We start from the raw sequence: 16,319 nt of genomic DNA on the forward strand, positions 1-16,319 counted from the left end.
GTGCGCGCTAGGCGGCGTCGAGCCGGGCTCCGCTCTCGCCGTCGAAATAGTGCAGCCGCGCGGGGTCGTAGCCGAGGCCGATGCGCTGGTCCCGGCGCAGGTCCACGTCCGGAGACAGCCGTGCGGTCAGCTCCTGCCCTTCCAGCCGGCAGATCGCCATGGTGTCCGAGCCCAGCGGCTCGAAAACCTCGACGGTCGGCGTCAGGGGGGCGGCCTCCGGATCGGCCCAGTTCAGGTGCTCGGGCCGGATGCCGACGTCGATCTTCGCACCGTCCCGCGCCGGCACCTCGCCCAGATCGAGCGCGACGTCGCCCATCCGCAGCTTCGGCGCCCCCGACGAGCGGTCCACCGCGCCGGAAAAGACGTTCATCTGCGGCGAGCCGATGAACTCGCCCACGAACCGGCAGTTCGGCCTGGTGTAAAGCTCCATCGGCGGGCCTTCCTGCACGATCCGCCCCGCGCGCAGCACGACCACCCGGTCCGCGAGGGTCATCGCCTCGGTCTGGTCATGGGTCACGTAGACCATCGTGGTCTTGAGCATGGCGTGCAGGCGCTTGATCTGGGTGCGCATTTCGACCCGCAGCTTGGCGTCGAGGTTCGAGAGCGGCTCGTCGAAGAGGAACACCGACGGCTCGCGCACGATGGCGCGGCCCATGGCGACGCGCTGGCGCTGACCGCCCGAAAGCTGTCCGGGCTTGCGATCGAGGAAGTCGCGGATCTGCAGGATCTCGGCGGCCTCCTCAACCCGCGGCGCGATCTCGGAGGGCTTCTGCCCCCGCATCTTCAGGCCGAAGCCGATGTTCTCGCGCACCGTCATGTGCGGGTAGAGCGCGTAGTCCTGGAACACCATCGCCACGTCGCGTCCCTTGGGCTCGACGTCGTTCACCAGCCGTCCGCCGATGAGAAGTTCGCCGCCCGAGATCTCTTCGAGCCCCGCGATCATCCGCAACATCGTCGACTTGCCGCAGCCCGACGGGCCGACGAAGGCGACGAACTCGCCGTCGTTCATGGTCAGGTCGACACCGTGGATGGCGCGCACGGCGCCGTAGTTCTTCACCAGTCCGTTCAGACGGATATCGGCCATTCTGTCCTCCTCCCACGCCGCCCTCGGAAATTGGGGGTTGCGTTATCGATAATTAGGACGTTATCAATATTGATAATTTGACGCAAGCCCGACGAGGGCACGGTTGGGGAGGACCGGACGGCGCATGGCAGTGGAGAGCTTCAGTCAGGACACGGTCTCGAACCTCGTGCCGCGCCAGTCGAGCCGTCGCAGCCACACGCTTTTCGTCGCGCTCCAGAAGGAGATCGTTCTCGGCATCCTCGCGCCTGACCGCACCCTGACCGAACTGGACCTTGCCCAGCGCTTCGGATGCAGCCAGGGCACCGTCCGGGAGGCGCTGATGCAGCTCAACGAGGAAGGCCTCGTGAAGCGCCAGCCGAACCGCGGCACTCGCGTCGCCCCTTGCCCCGCCGATGACGCCCGCGCCTTGCTGAACCTGCGGCGCGAGGTCGAATGCGCCCATCTCGACCGGGTCGTCGCACGCACCGACGCACGACTGGTGGCCGACATGCGGGCGCTTCTCGACGGGATGCGCAACGCCGCGCGGGACGGCGACGAATACGCACTGTCGGTGCGCGACCGCGCCTTTCACACGCGGCTGTTCGAGGCCGCAGATCTGCCGCTGGTCACGCCGATCCTCACCCGGTGCCTGATCCACGCGCACCGGTTCAAGATCCTGAACTCGCAACCCAACCGCGCCCTGTCCGAGACCGCCGAGCGGCACCTGCCCATCGTCGAAGCGCTTGAGGCACGCGACCGCGCCCGCCTGCACGACCTGTTGGCGCACCACATCGCGACCATCGTGGATTTCGGCCCCGACCTGACCGGCGGGCCGACGGAGGGCGAGGCATGACCGGCCCTTCCCCCACCATGCAGGCGGTGCTTGACCGGCTGGCGACCGAGGATGCGGGCCTTGTCGATCCGACGACGCTGCGGCCCCAGCACGGACGTGCGCTGGCCGAACTGACGAACATGCGCTGGAACGCAGACCTTCCGGCGGTGCGCGAGGCGCGCAACGTGATGCACGCCGGTCTGCCCGGCCGATGGATCGTTCCTGAAGACGACACGGGCACCGATGCGATCCTGCACGTCCACGGCGGCGGCTGGGCGTTCTGCTCGGTCGCCACGCACGAGGCCGCGTCGCGCCGGCTGGCCAACGCCTGCGGCTGCCCGGTGCTGACGGTCGACTACCGGCTGGCGCCGGAACACCCCTACCCCGCGGGCCTCGACGACATCCTGCGCGCCTGGGGCGCCCGTGATCCCGCCCGCCACTGGAGCATGGCCGGGGACAGCGCCGGAGCGAACCTCGCGCTGGCCGCGACGCTGCGCCTGAGCGCGGCGGACACGGCCCTACCGGCCGCGCTGCTCCTGTTCTACGGCGTCTACGGCGCAGACTTCGAGACCGAGAGCTACCGCGCGCGAGAGAACGGGCCCGGCCTGACCCGCGCGAAGATGATGCGCTACTGGGACTGGTACGCGGCTCCTGCCCTGCGCGACGACCCGTGCGTCGCGCCGTTGGCTGCCCAGGACGCGGCCCTCGCCGCGCTGCCGCCGCTCTACCTCAACGCGGCCGGGCTCGACCCGCTTCTGTCGGACACCGAACGGCTGGTCGAGCGCCTGCGCGACCTCGGGCGCAACGACCGTTTCGACCGAATCGAAGGCGTCGTCCACGGCTTCATGCAGATGGGCGCCGCCCTGCCAGAGGCCCGCGACGCCTTCGACCGCGCCGGCGCCGCATTCCGTCACATCACGTCGACCGCCGCCCGAGGAGGGGTGGCCCAACAGGGAGGAAGACCATGAAACTGAACAGGATCACGGCACTGGCCTCGGTGCTGGCGCTTACCGCCGGCGCTGCCTCGGCAGAGAGCACGGTGCGCTTCTGGTACCATTTCGACAACGCCGACAACCCGATGAACGACCTCGTCGCGGCGTTCGAGGAACAGAACCCCGACATCACCGTCGAGGCCGAGAATATCCCGTGGAACAGCTACTACGACCAGCTCTACACGGCGGTGATCGGCGGCAACGCCCCCGACGCCGCGATGGTCAAGATGTTCGCGCAGCCCCGTCTGGTGGAGATGGGAGCCCTCCAGCCGATCGATGACTGGCTGGTGGAGTGGGACGGCGCCGACGGGCTGCAGGACAATCTGTTGGAGCTGACCGCCGGACCGGACGGATCGCAGTACTACCTGCCGGTGCAGTATGTCGTCCTTTACCTCTACTACCGTCCCTCGATGTTCGAGGAACTGGGCCTCGAGGTTCCGACCACCTGCGACGAGTTCCGCGAGGTCGCCAATGCGCTGACACGCGACACCGACGGAGACGGCCAGACCGACACCTACGGCTTCGGCTTCCGCGGCGCGCAGGGCGGACACGACCACTGGGCCAGCTTCACGCTGGGCGCGGAGGGCGTGAGCCTGACCGACGGGCTGACCTCGGAGGCGGGCGTGGCCGGCACGCAGTTCGTGGCGGACCTCTTCCAGGAGGACGGGGTGTTCCCGCCGTCCGCACCGAACGACGGCTTCCAGGAGATCATCGGCGCGTTCAAGGCCGGCAAGACCGCCATGACCATCCACCACATCGGCTCGGCCAACGGCATGGTCGAGGCGCTTGGCGAGGACGTGAACGCCGCGCCCGTTCCCGAGTGCAACGGCGGCCGCTGGACCGCCTTCGGAGACGAAAGCACCGCGGTCATGGCCAATGCCGAGGATCCCGAGGCCGCGTGGAAGTGGATCAGCTTCCTGTCGTCGGAGGGAAACAACACGATGTTCAACGAGGCGACCGGCCAGCTTCCGGTGGTCAAGGCCGACAGCGACGGATGGTCGCTGCACCCGCAGCGGTTCGTGCAGGCCACGGTGGACAGTCTGCCCTTTGCCGAGATGCTGCCCAGCAGCAACGCCACGGCGGATTTCGTCAACACGGTCTGGCCGACGCAGATGCAGCGCGTGCTGACCGGCGACATCGAGGCGGCCGAGATGAACGAGGCCATCGCCGAGATCTTCGCCGAGTGACACACCCTTCCCGGGTGCCCCGCGCGGGGCACCCGGACCGCGCCCCTTCCCTTCCGACAGCCGAAAGCTTCGTGCCATGACGGACGCGACCGCGACCGACGTATCCCGACACGACCGACAGGGCCGCCGCGCCACGCTGAGCCGCCACGTCCTTCCCTACGCGATGCTCTCGCCGGCGGTGCTGGTGACGCTGGCCATCGTGTTCTTTCCGATGGTGCAGACCGCCTGGATGAGCCTGCACGATTACGTGCTCTTCCGGCCCAACGACTTCGACTGGGTCGGGCTCGAAAACTTCCGCACCGCGCTCTCGGACGAGGTCTTCTGGATCTCGCTGCGCAACACGATCATCTGGATGGGCACCACGATCCCCGCGCAGCTGCTGCTGGGCCTCGTCACCGCGCTGTTGCTGAACCAGGAATTCCCGTGGCGCCCGGTGGCGCGCGCGCTCATCATCATTCCGTGGGCCCTCCCGTCGGTCGTGATCGCGCTGATGTGGGTGTGGATCTACGACAGCAATTACGGCGTCGCCAACGAGTTCCTGCTGCGGATGGGCCTGATCCAGCAGTCGATCCCGTGGCTCGCCGATCCCGACTACGCGCTCGCCTCGATCATCCTGACGCTGACCTGGCAGGGGTTCCCGTTCTTCGCGGTCATGATCCTCGCCGGCCTCCAGGCGATCCCGCGCAGCTATTACGAGGCCGCCTCCATCGACGGCGCGAGCGCGTGGCGGCAGTTCTGGCACATCACCCTGCCCGGCATCGCGGGCGTGATGATGACCGCCGTGCTGCTGCGCCTGATCTGGGTCGCCAACAGCTTCGACGTGATCTTCGTGATGACCGGGGGCGGGCCCGGCTACGCCACCCACACCCTGCCGCTCTACGCCTTCATCAAGGCGCGGACCAACCTTGATTTCGGATACGGCTCGGCGATCGCGGTGCTGTTCACGATGCTCCTGATGGTGGTGGTCGTCTTCTACCTGCGGCGGACCGGAAAGGCGGTGTCCTGATGGCGCTTCACAGACCCTCGACGATGCGACGCATCCTGACGGTGGACCTGCCGATGCTGGCTATCCTCGCCTTCACGCTCGGGCCCTACCTCTGGATGTTCCTGACCTCGATCAGCGATCAGTCCACGCTGTTCACCGAAGGCCCTTCGCTGCTGAACGCGACGCTGGAGAACTACACCCGGCTGTTCCGCACGGTGGGCTTCGCGGACAACCTCCTCGACAGTTTCATCGTCGCGGGCGGGACCGTGATCGTCGGTCTGTCGCTCAGCGTGACGGCGGCCTATTCGTTCTCGCGCTTCGAGTTCCGGGCCAAGCGGATCCTGATGCTGCAGTTCCTGCTCATCAACATGTTCCCGCTTGTGCTGCTGATCCTGCCGCTCTTCGTCCTGATGCGGGTGCTGGGGCTCCTCGACACCCACATCGCGCTGATCGTGGCCAACTCCACCATCGCGATCCCGTTCTCGATCTGGATGATGGTCAGCTACATCAACGGCATTCCGCGCTCGCTCGACGAGGCGGCGATGACGGACGGCTGCACCCGGCTGCAGGCGCTGCGCCGCGTGGTGCTGCCGCTCTGCGTGCCGGGGATCATCGCCACCGGCATCTACATCTTCATCACGTCGTGGAACGAATATCTCTACGCCCTGACGCTGGGCGGCCGCGAGGTGCGCCCGATCACCGTCGCCGTGCAGACGCTCATCGGTGAATACGAGGTGCAGTGGGGTCTGCTGACCGCCGGCGGCATCGTCGGCGCCCTGCCCGCGACCGTGCTGTTCCTTCTCGTCCAGAAACGCCTGATCTCCGGCCTGACCCAAGGCGCGGTGAAGGGCTGACCAAACCAAGAGGACCTGTCGTGCAGAATCCGATCGGCATCATCTCAATGCAGTTCGCGCGCCCGTTCACGCGCGCCGACCTGCCCTACTTTGCCAAGGCGCGCGAGCTGGGCTTCGACTTCGTCGAGCTGCTCGTGCCCGAACCGGGCGACGACCTGAGCCCGGCCGACGTGCGCCGCGCGGCCGAGGACGCGGGCATCTTCACCGTGCTCGCCGCGCGGGTGAACCCGCAGCGCTCCATCGCCTCCGACGACGCGGACGCCCGTCAGGGCGGGCTCGACTACCTGCGGCAGGCCGTGGACGTCGCCGCCGAGATGGGCGCGCGCATCGTCGGCGGGCCACTCTACGGCGAGCCCATGGTCTTCGCCGGGCGTCCGCCCGTGCCGCGCAGCGATGCCGAGATCGCGACGCGCGCGGCCCGGACCATCGAAGGCTTCCAGGCGGTCGCCCCCCACGCCGAGGCCGAGGGCATCACGCTGGCGGTCGAGGCGCTGAACCGGTTCGAGACTGACATCCTGTCCACCACGCGGCAGGCCTGCGAAGTCGTGGACGCGGTGGACAACCCGGCGTTCAAGCTGATGCTCGACACCTTCCACATGAACATGGAGGAACGCTCGATCCCCGACGCGATCCGCATGGCCGGCCCGCGCATCGCGCATTTCCAGGCCAACGAGAACCACCGGGGCCATCCGGGCACCGGCCACATCGACTGGCCCGCCGTCATGCGCGCGCTGGCGCACGCGGGCTACGCCGGGCCGATCTCGCTGGAGCCGTTCCGTCGCGACGACGACCGCGTGGCCCTGCCCATCGCGCACTGGCGCGCGCCGCACGAGGACGAGAGCGCCAAGCTGCGCGCTGGCCTCGGCGTGGTGCGCAACGCGCTCGCACTGGCGGAGGTGGACCAATGATCCGGATGGGATGGATCGGCTGCGGCCGGCACGCGCGCCAGATGCTGCTGCCGCAGCTCGGACGAAACGACATCCGCATCGCAGCGCTCTGCGACCGCGACGGCGCGGCGCTGTCGCGCACCGCGGAGGAATACGGCGTCACCGCCTGCTACGACGACTTCCGCGAGATGATCGCGGCGGGCGGCATCGACGCGGTGGGCATGGCCGTCGGCCCCGACCTGCACCGCGCCGCCGCCATCGCCGCGCTCGAAGCCGGGCTGCCCGTCTTCATGGAAAAGCCCCCCGCTGCCGACGCGGCAGGCGCCCGCGAGGTCGCCGAGGCGGCGCGCCGCGCCGGCAAGCCGGTCATGGTCGGCTTCATGAAGCGTTATTCCACCGGCAACCGCATCGCCATGAACACGCTCCGGGACGGCGACTTCGGCGACGTGCTGGGCATCACCGGCGCCTACATGACCGCGCCCACCTATTTCGAGGGCGAGCCCGACTATACCGGCTTCTACCTGCACCACTGCGTCCACTACATGGATCTGATCCCGTGGTTCGCGGGCGAGGATTTCGGCGACATGCAGATCCGCAGCGCGTCCCCCGCGCCGGGCAAGCTGCTGCTGCACCTCAACTTCACCACCGAGGGCGGCGTGATCGGTAACGTGGTCATGGGCACCGTGCAGTCGCGCGGCACGCCGATGGAAGAGATCCGCATCATGGGCGACCACGCCCGGCTGCACGTGGACAACATCATCGACGTGTCGCTCTACCGCGACCCGCCGTTCAAGGCCGACGATCCCGAGGCGCGGCTCGACCCGGCCTTCGACACGCTATCGTGGCGGCCGAACTTCACCGCCGCGGCGAACGAGGACCACAAGGGCTATGCGGCGCTGCTGTCCGACGTGGCCGCCGTGCTGCGCGGCGACACCCGCGCGGTTCCGGACATCGAGGACGGCGTGCGCGCGATGGAACGCCTGGAGCGCATGATCGCGCAGATCGACGCCTGAGTGGGCCGGGACGCCCGGCGCGGTCGGGTCTGTCTCGGCCCGCAGCGCGGGCCGGCGGAAGCACCGTCAGCACCGTGCCAAAAGACTGAGAGCCTGGCCGCACGACACGCGCCGCCCGGTCAGGCGATCATGTCCCGCAGCGGTCAGTGGCACTCCGCGGCGATGTCGCCTGCCCGCGTGAGCCAGACCTCCTCACGCGCTCCGGCGATCCGTTCGAGAACCCGCCGCAGGGCGCGCAGGCGGTAGGGCTGCCCGACGATGTAGGGGTGCAGCGCGATGCCCATCACGAGGCTCTGTTCCCGGGACTGGGCCAGCCGTTCCTCGAAATCGTCGAGGATCATCGCCGCGAAGGTGTCGGCGGTGTCCGTCCGCGCGACGATCGAGGGGATGTCGTTGACCTCCTGCGGATAGGGAACCGACAAGAGCGGTCCGGCGCGGGTTCGCATCCAGATCGGCTGGTCGTCCATGCACCAGTTGAGCGTGTAGCGGTATCCCGCCTCGGCCAGCAGGTCCGGCGTGACGAAGCTCTCCGCGATCCACGGGCTGAGCCAGCCGCCGGGCGCCCTGCCCTCGGCCCTGGTCAGCACCTTCGTCGCCTCCGCGATCATCGCCCGCTCCTCGGGCTCGGACATCGTGTCCTGCCGTTCGGCGTTCGTCCGCCCGTGCCCGGCGATCTCGTCGCCCCGGTCGCGGTGGGCGGCCATCAGCTCGGGCGCATGGTCGTACATGGTGCTGTTGGCCAGCACGGTGGCGGGCAGGTCCAGCGCATCGAAGGTCTCGATCAGGCGCCACGCCCCGACCCGGTTGCCGTAGTCGCGCCAGGCGTAGTTCAGGACGTCGGGTTCATTGCCCTTGGGCACCAGCTGCGCGCCGCGCCCCTCGCCGAAGGAGAAGTGCTCGAGGTTGATCCCGAAATAGACGGCGAGCCGTTTGCCCCCGGGCCAGGTGAAGTCTTGCCGGCGCGTGATCGGGACGTAATCGAAGCGGCTGTGGTGCGGCAGGCTCACAACGGCGCCTCGGACAATCCCGCGCGGTCGAGCAGGATTTCCGCGCTGTCGTTCCAGACCTCGGTGCGAACGATCAGCCCGTCCTTCACCGCGAAGAAATCGACGTAGCGGTTGCCGTCGAAAGGCGTGCCGTCGGGCCATTCGCCATGAAGATGCCCGGTGGCCCAGACATGCACGGCGCCGGCGTCCTCGTTCCAAACCGCATCGGTGCGCAACGGGCGCTTCTGCACGGAGGCATAGCGTTTGGCGTTGAAGGCCGGCGGTTCTTCCGGCCCGGCCATCCGGCGCCCGCCGGTAAAGACGATCTCGCATCCCTGAGCCATGTAGCGGCGCGCGCCCTCGGCGTCCTTCGCCATCGAGCGTTCCAGGTAGGCCGCGACGATGCGCTTGGCCTCGGCAATCGTGTCGTCGGTCATCAGGTCCCCTTCCCGGTCAGCCAAGCTCGAACGTAGCCACGCCGAAGGTCCGGGCAATGTCCTGCGCGGGCGCCGGTCCGCGCCACATGCGCGCGGTCTGGAAATCCGATGTCAGCCCGCGCGCGACGACCATCGACATGGCGGGCGCGTTGGGCTCCGGCACGTCGATACTGACCGGCGCGCCCGCCGCGATCCGGCCCAAGGCATCCAGCATCCGCTCTGCCGCGTCCCGGTCCGCCGCGAACAGCGGCCCGATCTTGTGGCCCGACAGGCAGGCACGGATCACCCCGAGCGCCGCGATCTCTCCGTCATGCCGTAGAACCCGGGCCTGCCGGGACGGGTCGCCCAGAAGCCAGTCGGCCATGAACCCCGCGCGGTCGAAGCCCGTGACCCCGAGCTCGAGGGCCAGCACGGCGGCGAGGTCCCCGTGTGCCAACGGTTCGGTATGGTCCGGGCGGTCCGCTGCCAGCCGCCCGGAAAAGCGGTGGCTGCGATGCGGTAGCTCGAAGCCGGAGCGGGCGTAGTTCGCCTGCTGCGCCGGCACCCCGTCGAGGCCCAAGGTTTCGGGCGCGAGCCGCTCCATTCCCGCCTGCCAGAGCGTGTAGCCGACGCCATGCCCCCGGAACGCCGGAGCGCAGATGTAGAGGCCCAGAAAGCCCGCCCCTCGGCCAAAGCGCACGATCGAGAGGCTCGCCGCCGGTGCGCCGTCCATTTCCGCGATCAGGAAGCCGTCGGGATCGGCGGCATGGAAGGCGGCGGCGTCGGCAAGGCCGGGGTTCCAGCCCTCGGCCGCCGCCCAGTCAAGCGCAAGGTCCAGGTCCGCGCGCGTCATCGTGCGGACGGTCGGCGTCACTGTCCGTCCTTCCGGCGCGGCGTTGCGTAGCCGCCCCGCTTCGAGGTGCGCAGCCCGGCCGCGCCGAGCGCGGTGACGAGCGACAGGCCGGCGGCGATGCCCTCGACCACCGGGCAGCCGAACTCCTCCGACAGCGTGGCAGCAAGCGTTGCCATGCCCGCGCAGCCCAGAACGATGGCGTCCGCCCCGTCCGTGTCGAGCGCGGCGCACGTCTCGCGCCGGATCGCGGCCAGCGCCTCGGGCGTGCCCCGGTCGATGTCGAGGACCGGCACCCCGGCGGCGCGCAGTCCCGCGCAGCGCGCGGCTAGTCCGTAACGCGCGAGGTTCCCGCGCAGCACCGGCAGCGCCTCGGGCACCGAAGTGACCACCGCGAACCGATCCGCGACGAGCGTCGCACAATGATACGCCGCCTCCCCGATCCCGACGACCGGCGCGCGGGCGATGCACCGCGCGGCGTCGAGCCCGGTATCGTCGAAACAGGCGATGACATGGCCCTCGGTGCCGGCCCGCTCCGCCTCCTCGATCCTTTGCAGCATCCACGGGACCGCCATCGCTCCGTCCACCGGCCCCTCGATCGACGGCGGCCCGCCCGCGGCGCCGGTGGTTGTGACCTCTATGCCCGGCGCGGCCGCGACCAGCGCCGCTGCGGCGATGCCCTCGGTCATCGACGCGCTGGCGTTGGGATTGACGACGTGGATACGCATCAGCCGCGTTTCGCCCGGCGCCGCTGCATCAGGCTGATCAGCGTGAAGGTGATCAGGACCAGCAGCACCGATCCGCCCGTCGTCGCCGTGCCGAGCGCGTAGATCTCGGGGTCCGTGACCGTTGTCGTCTTGGCGGCAAGCTGCATCGGCAGCGTGTTCTGCGAGCCCATCACCTGGCTCGACCGCGCCAGTTCGTCCCAGCTCAGCGTGAAGCCGAAGACGGCGACGCCGATCAGGAACGGCGCGATCATCGGCAGCGTCACGTGCCGGAAGGTCTGCCACGGCGTCGCGCCGAGGTCGCGCGCGGCTTCCTCGTAGGCCGGATCGAACCGGTTGAAGACCGCGAACATGATCAGAAGACCGAAAGGCAGCGTCCATGTCAGGTGCGCGCCGAGGCCCGAGGTGAACGGACCGAGTGCCGAGACGAAGTCGTTCTGGATCCAGTCGATCCCCGCCGAGGTACCGAAGGCCTTGATCGCGTCGTCAAGAAGCCGGAACTCCAGCGCGATGCCGAGCGAGACGACGATCGAGGGCACGATCAGGCTCGCGATCGCGACGTAGAGAAGGATCGTCGCGCCGCGGAACGTCCGCCGGAACGCCAACCCCGCGAGAACCGAGATCGTCACCGTCAGCACCATGACCACCAGCGCCAGAACGAAGGAGCGGCGCAGCGCTCCGCCGATCTCGACCTGCCCGCCGCCTTCCCAGAGACGCTGGAACCAGTGCGTCGAGAACCCCGTCATCGGGAAGACGAGTCCGCCCTCCGGCCCTTGGAACGACAGCACCAGGACCGAGATCATCGGCCCGTAAAGGAAGACGAGGAACAGCGCGAAGACCAGCGCAAGGACGTAGAAGGACCGCGGGCGGCGTTCTGTCATGACCTCAGAGCTCCTTGCGGATGTCGACGAGTTTCAGCAGCGCCCAGACCCCGGCCAGCACCGCCGCCAGCAGGATCACTGCGTTCGCGGCGGCGAGCGGAAATTGGAGGAACTGCATTTGCGTCTGAATGACCTTGCCGACGGACGCGATCTGCTGGCCGCCCATGATGCCGATGGTCAGGAAGTCGCCCATCACCACGGTCACCACGAAGATCGACCCGATCAGGATCCCGGGCCGCGCCAGCGGCACGATGACGTGGCGCAGCGTCTGCGCCCCCGAGGCGCCGGAGTCGCGCGCCGCCTCGATCAGCGAGAGGTCGATGCGCATCAGCGAGTTGAAAATCGGCACGACCATGAACAGCGTATAGAGATGCGTGAGCGCAAGGATCACGGCGAAGTCGGAATAAAGCAGCCCTTCGAGCGGCGTATCGATCACGCCCATGCCCATGAGGGCCTGATTTACCAGCCCGTTGCGCCCCAGAAGCGGGATCCACGAGATCATGCGGATCACGATGGAGGTCCAGAACGGGATCGTGCACAGCAGGAAGCAGATCACCTGCACCTTCAGCGTGCGCACGTGGAACGCCAGGAAATACGCGATGGTGAAGCCGATGACGAGCGTCGTCAGCCAAACGATCAGGCAAAATTTCAACGTCGAGAGATAGGTGAGGAACGTCGTGCAGAGGCTCGGCAGATCCGCAAGACAGCCGTAGAACACGTCTCCGTAGTTCTGCGCGGTGAACGCGGGCTCGATGGAATACTGCGTGTACTGCCAGAAGCTGACCACGATGGTCGCGGCGAGCGGCAGCACGAAGAAGACAAGAAAGACCAGCGCCATCGGCGCCGCCTGGAGATAGGGCGCAAGCACGGCGCCCGCGCGGCCGGCACCGCGGCGGCGGGCAGAGGTCCGGGCGGGCCGGACCTCTGCTGTGGTGTCGGCGGCCTGGGTCACGCCGCGATGAACTCGTTCCACTTGCGGACCATGTACTGGTTCTCGTCCATGACCGCGTTCCAGCAGGCGACCGAGCCCATGCGCTCCTCGTAGGAGCCGCCGTCGCGGGTCGCGCCGGCCTCTTCCAGCAGGCGGCCATCCGGGGCCATGATGTCCTGCTCGGCTTCCGCGCCTTCGTACCAGTAGGCCCACTCATAGGGCTCCATGAACTCTTTCGCGGTGTCGAGGACGGCCGGGTAGTAGCCCTGCTTCGACAAGTGCGCGCCGGCCCAGCCGGACAGGAACCAGTTGATGAACTCGTAGGCCGCGTCTTCCTTGCGGCCCTCGATGGTGCGAGGCAGGCCGAAGCCCGACGCCCAGGCGCGGTAGCCCTCTTGAAGCGGCTGGTAGACGCAGGGGATTCCTTGCGTGCGCACCGCGGTCACGGCCGGCGACCACATCGACTGGATCACCACCTCGCCCGAGGCCATCAGGTTCACCGATTCCTGAAAGTTCGACCAGAAGGCCCGGAACTGCCCCGCCCGCTTGGCCTCGATCAGCGCGGCGATGGTCGCATCGATCTCCTCGCGGGTCATGTTGCCCTTGTCGCCGTAGGTCAGGTCGCCGCGCGCCTCGAGCGCCATCGCCGCGTCCATGATGCCGATGGACGGGATGTTCAGGATAGACGCCTTGCCCGCGAAATCGGGATCAAGAAGCGACGCCCACGACGTGATCTCCTTGTCGATCAGGTCGGGCCGGATGCCGAGCGTATCGGCGTTGTAGGTCGTCGGAATGAGCGTGATCCACTCCGTCGGCGACGACGCGAAGGAGGTCGAGTCCTGCCCTTCGAGATACAGCACCTCGTGCGGCGCGGTGCCGTCCAAACCCACCTGCTCGCCGTTCACGGTGCCCTCGGAGATCACCGTGGCCAGCTGGTCGATCCGGTCGATGCGGCTGGCGTCCATGCCTTTCATGTTGCCCGACGGCACGAGGTTCGGCAGCGAGAAGTACTCCGAATCCACAAGGTCGAACGAGTTCGGCTGGGTGATGACGCGGCGCGGCACCTCGTCGGTGTTCACGGCGATGTACTCGATGTCGATGCCCAGGTCCTCGGAGGCCTTCTCGGCGATGGCGGGGGACTGGTTCACGGCCGTGGACAGGTAGCGCAGCGTCACGCGCTCCTGCGCGTGGACGAACGGCGCTGGAAACGCCGCGCTGCCGGCAAGCGCCGCAGCGCCGCGCAGGACGGAACGTCGCGTGGTCGTCGTCTTGGTCATCATCACTCTCCTGTTGGTCTTCTTTTGTTGATCCGATGGGGTGCGCCGACGTCAGCCGTCGCGCGACAGCTCGTGCGCGGCCTCTGGCTGCCAGCCCAGGGCGACCTCGGAGCCCTCGCGCAGGGGGCTTTCGAAGAAGGTCCGTTCGCCCATGACCGCGGTCAGGCTCTCGCCCGCGTCGGTCTCGAGCCCCACGCGCACGTCCGGGCCGCGGTATTCGATCTCGCTCACCCGGGCGCGGCGGCGCGCCTCAGCGGCACGGGCGTCGGGCAGAATGGACAGGTCATCCGCGCGCAGCGTGATCGTGCGGCCCTCGTCCTCGAGGATGTTGTGACCGCCGATGAAGCGCGCCACGAACGGCGTGCGCGGGGCGTTGTAGATCTCGCGCGGTGGCGCGGCCTGGCCGTCGTTCATCACCACCACCAGATCGGCCAGCGCCATCGCCTCCTCCTGGCTGTGGGTGACGTGGATGAAGGTGATGCCGAGCTCGGCCTGGATGCGCCGCAGTTCCGACCGCATGCGCACGCGCAGGAACGGATCGAGCGCCGAGAGCGGCTCGTCGAGCAGAAGCACCGACGGGTCGGTCATCAGCGCACGCGCAAGCGCGACCCGCTGCTGCTGGCCGCCCGAGAGCTGCTGCGGCGTACGGTCGGCAAACTCCGTCATCGAGACAAGCTCGAGTGTATGCGCCGCCCGCTCGCGCCGTTCCTCCTTGGCCACGCCCTTCATCCGCAGCGAGAACGCGACGTTCTCTGCCACGCTCAGATGCGGGAAGAGCGCGTAGTTCTGGAACATCATCGCGGTGCCGCGGGCTGCGGGTGGATCGTCGTTCACGACGCGCGGGCCGATCATGATGTCACCATCGGTGACGTCCTCGTGACCCGCGATCATCCGCAGCGTGGAGGACTTGCCACAGCCCGAGGGGCCGAGCAGGCAGCAATACTTTCCCGCGGGGATCTTGAGGCTGATGGCGTCCACCGCGAGCGCGTCGCCGTAGCGTTTGGTGACGGCGGCCAGTTCGACTGTCTGCGCTTCGGACATGCAACGCTCCCTTGTTGCGGCATACCGAAAGAGCGCGAGACCGCATCGCTCAAGCACGGCCCGGCGGCGGTCGTGTGAGACCGTGGGCCCACGGCGCCATTTGCACAAAGATTCAGCCGAACAGCGCGGATCGCCGCAATAGGAGGCAGATATTCAACTCTCGCGACATGTGGTGGCGCTCGGGACCCGAACCGCCAGGCTGCTCCGAGCGTAGATGCGCCGCTCGTCCCGGTCCGGATGTCATCTTCTGACCGGCGCTGTCGCCGCTCCGCGGTCAATCGGCCCCCGCGGCCAAGAGCGACTTCGCCCCTGCCCGCGCCAAGAAAAGCCTCCGACGCCGCCTCAACTCCCGCAGCGGTGCGCGATCGCAGCCTCGCGAATTTCGCCTTGTTTCCCGGGGACCGGGCCGCTAGACGGGTCAGCGGAGACGTGGCCGAGTGGTCGAAGGCGCTCCCCTGCTAAGTTAGCGCAAGTATCTGAATATACTTGGAAAAATCATACCCTCGCTTAAATTTGCCAGGTTCTTGCCGTGCGCCGCTGGCGCCGATCTTTAGGTCCTGTTGGGCGCGCTAACCTTGTTGGTCTGCTTCGAAAGCCGGTCCACCTTTCGCTACACGTCCTCAATTTCCGCCTTCAACTGCGAAGCACTTGGACGGAAAGGCGGAGTGGATAACTTCGCTGCACAGTCGAAATTATCCGGCTTGGGCAGGATGCAGACCTCGAACGCGCGGACACAGGTGGAGCTCACTGTCGCAATCGGCAAAGTCCGGCCGTTCAGCGATGTCTTGACGCTACGACTCGGCTTCACCGGAGCCGCCATTCGAACCAGCGTGCAGCGTATCCTTGGGGGCCAAGGTCAGTAGCACGGACTTTCTGACCCTCTGCTGCAACTGCGTGGGTGGATTATGCGCAGTGGCCCGACGGCTATCCTCGTGCCCTCAGGCAGCCTCATAGCTTGAGAAGATCTCTGTGCTACCATCCCTGCGGATAAGAAAGACATCGTAGGCTTCGCGACTATTCTCCGGTCCCATGCCCGGTGATCCGTAAGGCATGCCGGGCACGGCGAGACCGACGGCATCGGGGCGCTCGGATAGCAGTCTTCGAATGTCGGCCGTCGGCACATGCCCTTCGATCATGTAGCCCTCGACCTCGCCGGTGTGACAGGAGGCCATATCCTGGGGAATGCCGTTCTCGAGCTTGTGCTGGATCAGGAGTGTGCCGAAGCTGCGCTCGGTGGTGACTGTGAAGCCGTCCTCCTTCAGGATTTCGATCCAGGCGGTGCAGCACCCGCAGTTCGGATCTTTCAGGACGTGGATCGCGGGAGAGCTTTGGGACAGACCGGCGGTCGGCACTGTCGCGGCGAAGCACGCGGCGGAAGCCATCATGGCGCGGCGGGTGA

The 16,319-nt window shown here is 67.8% G+C and carries 17 protein-coding genes; 7 read left to right on the plus strand and 10 right to left on the minus strand.

Features of this window, described 5'->3' with window-relative positions; all coding sequences use genetic code 11:
* Positions 1-7: 7 nt before the first annotated feature.
* Entirely contained in the window at positions 8-1,084 is a 1,077-nt protein-coding gene (locus BMX29_RS16150; RefSeq protein ID WP_092814844.1) for an ABC transporter ATP-binding protein, read from the minus strand.
* 124 nt (positions 1,085-1,208) lie between these two features.
* On the opposite strand from BMX29_RS16150, the gene BMX29_RS16155 reads away from it, so the two are divergent.
* The 7 genes from BMX29_RS16155 to BMX29_RS16185 all read left to right on the plus strand — a co-directional run bounded on the left by BMX29_RS16155 (position 1,209) and on the right by BMX29_RS16185 (position 7,813).
* On the plus strand, positions 1,209-1,916 hold the full coding sequence (locus tag BMX29_RS16155) for a GntR family transcriptional regulator (protein WP_092814847.1): 708 nt from the start codon (positions 1,209-1,211) through the stop codon (positions 1,914-1,916).
* Positions 1,913-2,863, plus strand: a complete 951-nt coding sequence (locus BMX29_RS16160; protein ID WP_092814850.1) for an alpha/beta hydrolase — start codon at positions 1,913-1,915, stop codon at positions 2,861-2,863. Before BMX29_RS16155 ends, BMX29_RS16160 begins: the two co-directional genes overlap by 4 nt.
* Positions 2,860-4,074, plus strand: a complete 1,215-nt coding sequence (locus BMX29_RS16165) for an ABC transporter substrate-binding protein (protein ID WP_092814853.1) — start codon at positions 2,860-2,862, stop codon at positions 4,072-4,074. Before BMX29_RS16160 ends, BMX29_RS16165 begins: the two co-directional genes overlap by 4 nt.
* 76 nt (positions 4,075-4,150) lie before the next feature.
* On the plus strand, positions 4,151-5,080 hold the full coding sequence (locus BMX29_RS16170) for a carbohydrate ABC transporter permease (protein ID WP_092814856.1): 930 nt from the start codon (positions 4,151-4,153) through the stop codon (positions 5,078-5,080).
* Positions 5,080-5,913 (plus strand): carbohydrate ABC transporter permease, encoded by an 834-nt coding sequence (locus tag BMX29_RS16175; protein WP_092814859.1) that lies wholly within the window; start codon positions 5,080-5,082, stop codon positions 5,911-5,913. The genes BMX29_RS16170 and BMX29_RS16175 overlap by 1 nt, the downstream gene beginning before the upstream one ends.
* A gap of 20 nt (positions 5,914-5,933) precedes the next feature.
* Positions 5,934-6,821 (plus strand): sugar phosphate isomerase/epimerase family protein, encoded by an 888-nt coding sequence (locus BMX29_RS16180; RefSeq protein WP_092814862.1) that lies wholly within the window; start codon positions 5,934-5,936, stop codon positions 6,819-6,821.
* Positions 6,818-7,813 carry a Gfo/Idh/MocA family protein gene (locus BMX29_RS16185; RefSeq protein WP_092814865.1) on the plus strand — a complete coding sequence of 332 codons (996 nt, stop codon included), beginning with the start codon at positions 6,818-6,820 and terminating at the stop codon, positions 7,811-7,813. The genes BMX29_RS16180 and BMX29_RS16185 overlap by 4 nt, the downstream gene beginning before the upstream one ends.
* A 143-nt stretch (positions 7,814-7,956) precedes the next feature.
* On the opposite strand, the gene BMX29_RS16190 is transcribed toward BMX29_RS16185, so the two are convergent.
* The 9 genes from BMX29_RS16190 to BMX29_RS16235 all read right to left on the minus strand — a co-directional run.
* Positions 7,957-8,820, minus strand: coding sequence for a polysaccharide deacetylase family protein (locus BMX29_RS16190; RefSeq protein ID WP_092814868.1), 864 nt, complete (start codon positions 8,818-8,820; stop codon positions 7,957-7,959).
* The gene (locus BMX29_RS19435; RefSeq protein ID WP_092814871.1) at positions 8,817-9,236 is read right to left on the minus strand and encodes a nuclear transport factor 2 family protein; all 420 of its coding nucleotides are present in this window, start codon (positions 9,234-9,236) and stop codon (positions 8,817-8,819) included. The genes BMX29_RS16190 and BMX29_RS19435 overlap by 4 nt, the downstream gene beginning before the upstream one ends.
* Before the next feature lie 16 nt (positions 9,237-9,252).
* Positions 9,253-10,089 carry a GNAT family N-acetyltransferase gene (locus BMX29_RS16200; RefSeq protein ID WP_217644398.1) on the minus strand — a complete coding sequence of 279 codons (837 nt, stop codon included), beginning with the start codon at positions 10,087-10,089 and terminating at the stop codon, positions 9,253-9,255.
* Entirely contained in the window at positions 10,086-10,793 is a 708-nt protein-coding gene (locus BMX29_RS16205) for an aspartate/glutamate racemase family protein (RefSeq protein WP_092814874.1), read from the minus strand. Before BMX29_RS16205 ends, BMX29_RS16200 begins: the two co-directional genes overlap by 4 nt.
* Positions 10,793-11,671, minus strand: a complete 879-nt coding sequence (locus tag BMX29_RS16210) for an ABC transporter permease (RefSeq protein ID WP_092814877.1) — start codon at positions 11,669-11,671, stop codon at positions 10,793-10,795. Before BMX29_RS16210 ends, BMX29_RS16205 begins: the two co-directional genes overlap by 1 nt.
* 4 nt (positions 11,672-11,675) lie before the next feature.
* Positions 11,676-12,623: an ABC transporter permease gene (locus BMX29_RS16215; protein ID WP_139197067.1), complete on the minus strand. Its 948-nt coding sequence runs from the start codon at positions 12,621-12,623 to the stop codon at positions 11,676-11,678.
* Positions 12,620-13,879, minus strand: coding sequence for an ABC transporter substrate-binding protein (locus BMX29_RS16220; protein WP_092814909.1), 1,260 nt, complete (start codon positions 13,877-13,879; stop codon positions 12,620-12,622). Before BMX29_RS16220 ends, BMX29_RS16215 begins: the two co-directional genes overlap by 4 nt.
* Before the next feature lie 51 nt (positions 13,880-13,930).
* A complete protein-coding gene (locus BMX29_RS16225) occupies positions 13,931-14,920 on the minus strand; it encodes an ABC transporter ATP-binding protein (RefSeq protein WP_092814880.1) in 990 nt (329 codons plus the stop codon).
* A 938-nt stretch (positions 14,921-15,858) separates the two neighbouring features.
* Positions 15,859-16,319: DUF411 domain-containing protein (locus BMX29_RS16235; protein ID WP_092814912.1), on the minus strand; the 461-nt coding region annotated here is incomplete at its 5' end.

The organism is Roseivivax marinus, assembly GCF_900109705.1.
Lineage (GTDB): Bacteria > Pseudomonadota > Alphaproteobacteria > Rhodobacterales > Rhodobacteraceae > Roseivivax > Roseivivax marinus.